The sequence below is a fragment of the Pseudomonas sp. 31 R 17 genome (assembly GCF_900004915.1).
GTDB lineage: Bacteria > Pseudomonadota > Gammaproteobacteria > Pseudomonadales > Pseudomonadaceae > Aquipseudomonas > Aquipseudomonas orientalis_A.
The window spans coordinates 1-7,529 of record NZ_CVTN01000052.1 but is presented as its reverse complement, the minus strand read 5'-3'; the positions used below and the strand labels follow the sequence as shown (position 1 = coordinate 7,529).

8 protein-coding genes and 1 pseudogene are annotated in these 7,529 nt (G+C 62.7%); 4 read left to right on the top strand and 5 right to left on the bottom strand.

Annotated elements, in window-relative coordinates:
- Positions 1-228: 228 nt before the first annotated feature.
- Both pnuC and BFP89_RS05765 read left to right on the top strand, forming a co-directional pair.
- Positions 229-792: a nicotinamide riboside transporter PnuC gene (gene pnuC / locus BFP89_RS05770; protein WP_065884575.1), complete on the top strand. Its 564-nt coding sequence runs from the start codon at positions 229-231 to the stop codon at positions 790-792.
- The gene (locus tag BFP89_RS05765) at positions 789-1,325 is read left to right on the top strand and encodes an AAA family ATPase (protein ID WP_065884574.1); all 537 of its coding nucleotides are present in this window, start codon (positions 789-791) and stop codon (positions 1,323-1,325) included. The genes pnuC and BFP89_RS05765 overlap by 4 nt, the downstream gene beginning before the upstream one ends.
- On the opposite strand, the gene xth is transcribed toward BFP89_RS05765, so the two are convergent.
- Together xth and ggt are read right to left on the bottom strand one after the other, a co-directional pair.
- On the bottom strand, positions 1,322-2,116 hold the full coding sequence (gene xth / locus BFP89_RS05760) for an exodeoxyribonuclease III (protein WP_065884573.1): 795 nt from the start codon (positions 2,114-2,116) through the stop codon (positions 1,322-1,324). The genes BFP89_RS05765 and xth overlap by 4 nt on opposite strands.
- A 76-nt stretch (positions 2,117-2,192) precedes the next feature.
- A complete protein-coding gene (ggt, locus tag BFP89_RS05755) occupies positions 2,193-3,917 on the bottom strand; it encodes a gamma-glutamyltransferase (RefSeq protein WP_065884572.1) in 1,725 nt (574 codons plus the stop codon).
- Positions 3,918-4,106: 189 nt separating this feature from the next.
- Between ggt and BFP89_RS05750 the strand changes: the two genes are divergently transcribed.
- Entirely contained in the window at positions 4,107-5,252 is a 1,146-nt protein-coding gene (locus tag BFP89_RS05750) for a MalY/PatB family protein (protein WP_065884571.1), read from the top strand.
- Between the two features lie 47 nt (positions 5,253-5,299).
- Here the strand turns inward: BFP89_RS05750 and BFP89_RS05745 are convergent, their stop codons facing one another.
- The 3 genes from BFP89_RS05745 to BFP89_RS05735 all read right to left on the bottom strand — a co-directional run bounded on the left by BFP89_RS05745 (position 5,300) and on the right by BFP89_RS05735 (position 7,081).
- Entirely contained in the window at positions 5,300-5,515 is a 216-nt protein-coding gene (locus tag BFP89_RS05745; protein ID WP_057725249.1) for a TOBE domain-containing protein, read from the bottom strand.
- A gap of 142 nt (positions 5,516-5,657) precedes the next feature.
- Positions 5,658-6,566, bottom strand: a complete 909-nt coding sequence (locus BFP89_RS05740) for a FecR domain-containing protein (RefSeq protein ID WP_065884570.1) — start codon at positions 6,564-6,566, stop codon at positions 5,658-5,660.
- Complete coding sequence (locus tag BFP89_RS05735; RefSeq protein WP_065884569.1) at positions 6,563-7,081, bottom strand: sigma-70 family RNA polymerase sigma factor; 519 nt, start codon at positions 7,079-7,081, stop codon at positions 6,563-6,565. Before BFP89_RS05735 ends, BFP89_RS05740 begins: the two co-directional genes overlap by 4 nt.
- Positions 7,082-7,382: 301 nt before the next feature.
- On the opposite strand from BFP89_RS05735, the pseudogene BFP89_RS28285 reads away from it, so the two are divergent.
- A pseudogene (locus BFP89_RS28285) lies at positions 7,383-7,529 on the top strand (ribonucleotide-diphosphate reductase subunit beta); the annotation flags it as partial.

The window sequence follows — 7,529 nt, the reverse complement described above, 5'->3', positions numbered from 1 at the left end:
TTCAAGCCTGCGTTCGGCCAGCGTGGTTTAACGGGGCGCCTGAGATCAAAAGCAGATCAAGATCAAGAGCGGCTCGCTTCGCATCGTGGTTACGTTTGGCGCTATAGCGTTGTGTGGACACCTATAACCATCGGGGGCTTGCCCCCTCGCACATTTACCTGCTGTGTTTTGAGGATCGTCCACCTCTGGGTACAATCACCGCCCTCTCCCACTCCCCAAGGAACCGCCATGTCCGGGCTTGAACTGTTCGCCGCCGCACTGGGGGTGATCGCCGTCTGGCTGACGGTCAAGCAGAACCCCTGGTGCTGGCCCATCGGCCTGGTGATGGTGCTGCTCTATACCTGGGTGTTCTACGACGTAAAACTCTACTCCGACATGTTGCTGCAAGTGGTGTATGCCGTCCTGCAACTCTATGGCTGGTGGCAATGGACTCGCGCCGGCGCGGTCAGGCAGGGACGCCAGGTGACTCGCCTGGGCATGCCGGCGGTCATGACCGGCCTGGCCGTGGGCGCTGTCGGCAGCCTGTTGCTCGGCGCCGCCATGGCTCACTGGACCGACGCCGCCCAGCCCTGGCTCGACGCGGCGCTGACCGGCTTCAGCCTGGTGGCGCAGTTGTGGATGGCGCAAAAGCGCGTGCAGTGCTGGCCGTTGTGGATCGTGCTGGATGTGATTTTCGTCGGGTTGTTCCTCTACAAAGGCCTGTACCTCACCGCCGCGCTGTATGCGCTGTTTACCGTGATTGCCGTGCAAGGCTGGCGTGAATGGCGCGCCGACCCGGCGTTGCACCCATGAAGGTGGTGGTGCTGGCAGGCCCGGAATCGAGCGGCAAGAGCTGGCTGGCCACAGAGCTGCATGCGCACTTCGGCGGGCTGATGGTGGGTGAATACGTGCGCCATTTCATCGACGAACATCAACGCGATACCTGCCTGGCGGATATCCCGGCGATCGCCCGGGGCCAGTTGGCCTGGGAGGATGCGGCGCGCGCCCGGCGCCCGGCGCTGCTGATCCTCGACACCCACCTGCTGACCAACCGGCTCTGGAGCCAGACGCTGTTTGGCGATTACCCAGGCTGGCTCGACAGCGAACTGCTGGCCCGTCACTACGACCTGCATCTGTTGCTGTCGCCCGAAGACGTGGAATGGAGCGCCGACGGCCAGCGCTGCCAGCCGCAACTGGCGGACCGCCGGGCGTTCTTCCAGGCCAGCCTGGACTGGATGCACGCGCACCATCAGCCGGTGGCGGTGATCAGGGGAGACTGGCAAGCGCGCCGGGCGGCGGCGTTTGCTGCCGTGGAGCGCTTGCTCGCGTCTGCAGCGACCGATTAACGCTTCTTGCGCGTACCGAGCTCGATCCAGGTCGGCGCATGGTCGCTGGCATGCGCCTCGTTGCGCACCCAGGCATCGACGCCGGCATTCTTGAGATAGGGCTTGAGCGCGGGGTTGAGCAACAGATGGTCGATGCGCAGGCCTGAATTCTTCTGCCAGTGCTGGCGAAAATAGTCCCAGAACGTGTACACCCGTTCTTCGGGGTACAAATGCCGCAGTGAATCCGTCCAGCCCTGTTCCAGCAGGCGTTGATAGCAGGCCCGACTCTCGGGTTGCAACAATGCATCCTTGAGCCAGGAGCGCGGGTTGTAGATGTCCAGGTCAGTGGGCACCACATTGAAATCCCCGGCTAGCAGTACCGGATGCTCACTGGCCTGCAACGCCCGGGCGTAGTCGATCAGGCGTTCGAACCAGGCCAGTTTGTAATCGAATTTCGGCCCCGGTTGCGGGTTACCGTTAGGCAGGTACAGGCAGCCAACCAGCACGCCATGCACGGCCGCTTCGATGTAGCGGCTTTGATCGTCGCTGTCGTCACCAGGCAGGCCGCGCCGGCTTTCCAGCGGCTGGGCGTCCCTGGCCAGAATCGCCACCCCGTTCCACGAGGCCTGGCCCAGGCAAATCGCGCCGTAGCCGGCCGCTTCGAAATCGGCATAGGGAAACAGGCTCTCCGGCGCCTTGAGTTCCTGCAGGCAAACGATGTCCGGCTGCTCGCGCGCCAGCCAGTGCAGCAGGTTAGGCAGGCGGGCACGAATACCGTTGATGTTGAAGGTGGCGATTTTCAGCGCTTTCATGGCTGGGGTCCTTTCGGGGCTCCTGGGGTAGAGCCCGGAAAGGCCGCAGATGTTCCATGCGCGAGCGAGTCGGGTGTCAGTACCCCAACGACAGCCCGGTATTGCGACGCGGGTCATTCGCGCCATAGAAGCGGTTGTTGCCCACCGGCTTGGCATCCAGGGCCGGAGCGCCCACCAGGATGGCGGCCACGTGATTGGCATCCTGGGGCCCGGCGAACGTATGGCCCCAGCTTTCGAGGAGCTTGCGGGTATCCGGGCTGACCGCAAAGGTTTCCAGGTTGGTGGCTGGCGGCATCCACTGCTGGTGGAAACGCGGCGCGTCCACGGCCTCCTGGATGTTCATCTTGTAGTCGATGACATTCAGGATGGTCAGCAAGGTGGCGGTGATGATGCGGCTGCCGCCCGGCGTCCCCACCACCATGACCGCCTTGCCATCCTTGGTCACGATGGTCGGGCTCATTGACGACAATGGCGCCTTGCCTGGCGCAATGGCATTGGCTTCACCCTGGACCAGCCCGTACATGTTCGGCACGCCGACCTTGACGGTGAAGTCGTCCATTTCATCATTGAGGATCACCCCGGTCGTGCTTGCCATCACGCCCGCGCCGAACCAGTCGTTGAGGGTGTAGGTGACGGAAACCGCGTTGCCCCAGGTGTCGACGATGGAGTAGTGAGTGGTGTTATTGCCTTCATGGGGTGATACCCCCGGCTTGATCGCCTGGGAATCCCCGGCCTTGTGCGGTTCGATCGCGTCGCGCAGTTTCGCCGCGTAGTTTTTATCCAGCAGATGCGCGATCGGGTTCTTCACGAAATCCGGGTCGCCGAGGTAGCTGTTGCGGTCCACATACGCGTGGCGCATCGCTTCGATCTGATAGTGCAGACCCTGGGCCGAGTGATAGCCCAGGTCCGCCATCGGGTAGCCTTCAAGGATATTCATGATCTGGCAGATCACCACGCCACCGGAGCTTGGCGGCGGCGCCGAGACCACATGGTAGCCACGGTAGTCGCACTCGATGGGCGCCAATTCGCGGGTTTTGTATCGGTCCAGGTCAGCCTGGGTGATCAACCCCTTGCCGGCCTGGCTGGAGTCGACCAGGGCCTTGGCGACCCAACCTTTATAGAAGCCGTCGCTGCCCTTGGCGGAAATTTCCTTGAGGGTCCTGGCCAGGTCCTTCTGCACCAGCGTCTGGCCGACCTGCAGCGGTTGCCCGTTGTGCAGGAAGATCGCGCGCAGGTCCTGATCTTTTTCAAACTCGCCGATGGCGGTGTGCAGCAGGTCGATATCGCCCTGCTCCAGGGCAAAACCGTTTTCTGCCAGCTTGATCGCCGGCGCAATCACTTGGGCGCGCTTGAGCGTGCCGTATTTGTTCAGGGCCAGCTCCATGCCGGAAACAGTGCCAGGCACGCCGACGGCCAGATGACCCTTGGCGCTCAGGCCCTCGATGACGTTGCCGTCTTTATCCAGGTACATATTGGCCGTTGCCGCCAAGGGGGCTTTTTCGCGAAAGTCGAGGAACGTCTTGCGCCCGTCCGCCAGTTGCACGGTCATGAACCCACCGCCGCCCAGGTTGCCCGCCGCCGGGTACACGACGGCCAGGGCGTAACCGACCGCAACGGCCGCATCCACCGCATTGCCACCGGCCTTGAGCACATCCACGCCCACCTGCGTTGCCAAATGCTGGGCGGTGACCACCATGCCATTTTCCCCGGCCACCGGAGCCTGGGAAGCGGCCTGCACACCACTGACCGTCAACACCAGGACAGTGGCAATCAAGGTGCGGTTGAAGGCTTGGTATTTCATCCGTGACTACTCGAGTGATTGAGATGCACCAAAATAGCCCTTCCCTGATTCGATCCCCAGCACCATGGCGTTTTTATGACAGAGCTTGTCGGTGATGGAACGGTGGCCCGACATATTCAGCGCTGGCCTATAAAACGAATGGCGCTAGAATCAGCGCCACTCTTTATACCCCCCTGATACGAGCGCCCCATGAGCTTTGATTTCGACACGATCCACCCACGCCTCGGCACCGGCAGCACCAAGTGGAACCGCTACCCGCAAGACGTGTTGCCGATGTGGATCGCCGACATGGACATCGCCGCCCCGCCCGCCGTGCTCGAGGCCCTGCATGCGCGCCTCGACCAGCAGGTGCTCGGCTACAGTGTCGCCGGCCCGGATGTGCGCGAGGCGATCATCGCCGACCTGTGGGCCAAGTACGCCTGGCGTGTTGAACCGGATGAGCTGTTGTTCCTGCCCGGCGTCGAACCGGGTTTCAACATGGCGCTGCACGCGTTCGTCCAGCCGGGCCAACCGGTGGTGCTGCAAACCCCCAACTATCGGCCGATTCGCCTGGCGCCCGGCCACTGGAACCTGCCGCGCATCGAAGTGCCGTTCGAGCTGATCGATGGCCAATACCGCACGCCGCTGGCGGCCATGCGCGATGCCTTGAGCGGTGCCGGTGCGCTGCTGCTGAGCAACCCGCACAACCCGATCGGCAAGGTCTTCCCCCGCGAGGAGCTGCTGGCGATTGCACAGGCGTGCATGGAAAACGGCGCGCTGATCATCTCCGATGAAATCCACGCCGAACTGTGCTTTGACGGCCGTCGCCATATTCCCACCGCCAGCCTCAGCCCCGAGATCGCGCAGCGCACCATCACACTGATGTCGGCCAGCAAGGCCTATAACGTCGCCGGCCTGAAGACCTGTTTTGCGGTGATCCAGAATGCCGCGATTCGCGAGCGTTTCAACCAGGCCCGCTGCGGCATGGTCGACAGCGTCAGCCCCCTCGGCCTGGAAGCCACCCGCGCCGCCTACAGCGCATGCGGCGACTGGCTAGAGGCACTGTTGCATTACCTGCAAGGCAACCGTGACTACCTGCTCGACGCCGTGCAAAACCGCCTGCCCGGCGTGGTCATGCACGCGCCGCAAGGTACATTCCTGGCCTGGCTCGATTGCAGCGCTTTGGGCCTGGAAGACCCGCAACGGTTTTTCCTTGAACAGGCCAAGGTTGGGTTGAGTGCCGGGATTGAGTTTGGCGATGACAGCCAACAGTTCGTGCGCCTGAACTTCGGCTGCCCACGGGCGATGCTGGAAGAAGGCGTGCAACGCATGGAGCGCGCCCTGCGCCAGCTGTAGGTGGCGAGGGACCGGGGCAGCGCGGCGGCCCCGCTCTCATGCGTGTCTCAGAGTTTGGCAATCGACACTTCGGTGGATTTCACGAAGGCAATCACTTCACTGCCCACTTTCAACTCCAGATCACGCACCGAACGGGTGGTGATGACCGAAGTGACGATGCCGGACGCAGTCTGCACGTCGATTTCCGACACCACTTCCCCGAGCAGGATTTCCTTGATGGTGCCCTTGAACTGGTTGCGCACGTTGATCGCTTTGATGGTCATGTCGGCTTTCCTTTTGGCTGTTGGGTCAATCCGCACGAATGCGCAGGCCCTCAAAATGCGCCATCGAGAAAAATAACAAAAGGAATATATAACTCTTTATTTATTCGATATGGATATATAAAGCGCTGCCCATCCCAGCGCTTCAGGACAGCGTGACCCAATAGCGTGTCCGCGCCTGTACGTGCAATCCCAGGCTGGAGGCCAGCAGGTCGAGGATACGGTCGGTGTCGTCCAGACGAAAACTGCCGGTGACCCGCAACTGTTCCAGGCGCGGGTCCCAGCGCAGCACGCCTGGCCGATAACGCGCCAATTCCCGCAGGAAATCCCCCAGCGCCTGGTTCTGCGCGGTCAGTACACCGTCGCGCCAGCCCAGTTGCAGCGCATCGAACGCGACCCAGGCGCCGAGCCCGGTGCTTTTCAACGGCGCTTGCTGCCCCCCTTGCAAGGTTGCCGTGCGCCCGTCCAGGTCGCGTACCCGCACGGAGCCCTTGAGCACGGACACCAGGCAAGCGGTGTCCAATTGCCGGACACACACTTCAGCCTGGCTGACCGTCAGCTCGCCGTAACGCGTCTGTACGCTCATCGCCGTCGCTGCGGGTACATTCAACGCCAGCTCACCCTCGACCAGGGTGATGCGTCGCTGCGCCAGGTCCACGTCCACCGCCGTCGCGGTATTGAGTTGCACGCTGGCGCCGTCAGCCAATGCCATGCGCGTGCGCTCCCCCGTGGCGGTGTGCAGGTCGGCGCGCCAGGTCTGGATGGGCAATTGCCGGCTGAGCAGCCAGGCCGTCGGCAGCAGTGCCGCTATGCCCAGCGCGCGCTTGAGCACAGCACGCCGTCCGGGTTGCGGGCGATCAAGGCTGGCCATCGCCAGGGCCTGGGGCAAGTCGCTGAAACGCTGGCGCAGGGCCTGCGCGCGTTGCCAGGTCTGTTCGTGCTGGGGATGGCTGTCACGCCAGCGCTGCAACGCGGCGTGGTCGCGCTCGGTGGCCGCGCCTGACTCCAGCAGCGCCAGCCACTGGGCGGCGGCGCGGGCAACGTCGCGGTTCACAGGTTCACCAGCAGGCAGTGTTCATAGGCCTGGGCCATGTAGCGTTTTACCGTGCGCTCGCAGACGTTGAGGCGTGCGGCGATCTCCCGATAACCCAGGCCTTCCAGCTGGCTCCATAGAAAAGCGCGGCGCACCTGCACCGGTAATCCCTCAAGCAGGTCGTCCAGGGCGTGCAAGGTTTCCAGCAACAACCAGCGTTGTTCCGGCGAAGGCACGCAAGCCTGCGGCAGGCTGGCCAAGGCATTCAGGTAAGCCTGCTCGAGGCTGCGCCGCTGATGGAAATTCACCAGCAGGCGCTTGCCGACGGTCACCAGATAGGCGCGCGGCTCCTGCATCTGCTCGATCGGCTGCGCGCTGGCAAGCACGCGCAGGAAGGTATCCTGGCTCAGGTCCGCGGCGTCCCAGGCATTGCCCAAACGCCGGCGCAGCCAGCTTTCCAGCCAGCTGTGATGGTCGCGGTACAGGCTCGATACGGTCGGTTCGGGGGCATGGGTCGGTACAACAACATCATTCATGGCAAGCGACCTGCGCGGCGCGACTGAGTCTCAAATGAGATTCATTCTATTTAATGTTGCGTCGCTATACCACGATCTTTTCAACGCGACGTTTAACGTACAGACGATCTTCTTGCGCGTTGACCTCCCCTGTTACACACCATATAGTGTGCCCACAAACAGAACAGACCACTACATAGTGTGCAGTATTGGTATTTTCCGACCACACTCTGCGCAGTATTTCAATGCCTGAAGCCTGCAAACCGCCTATTTTTTGGACGGGTCCGCACACCGTCAGAACAGATCTGGAAGGAGTATTTCAATGCTGAGTTGGGATGAAGTCGACAACGAAGACAGCGTTGCAGCGGTAGTCAGAGGCGCCAACGCCGGCCACGCCACCGAAGCCAACATGGACCGCCTCGACGGAGCCGGCGCCGCCGCCGCCATCGAAGCCCGCGCCGTCACCGCC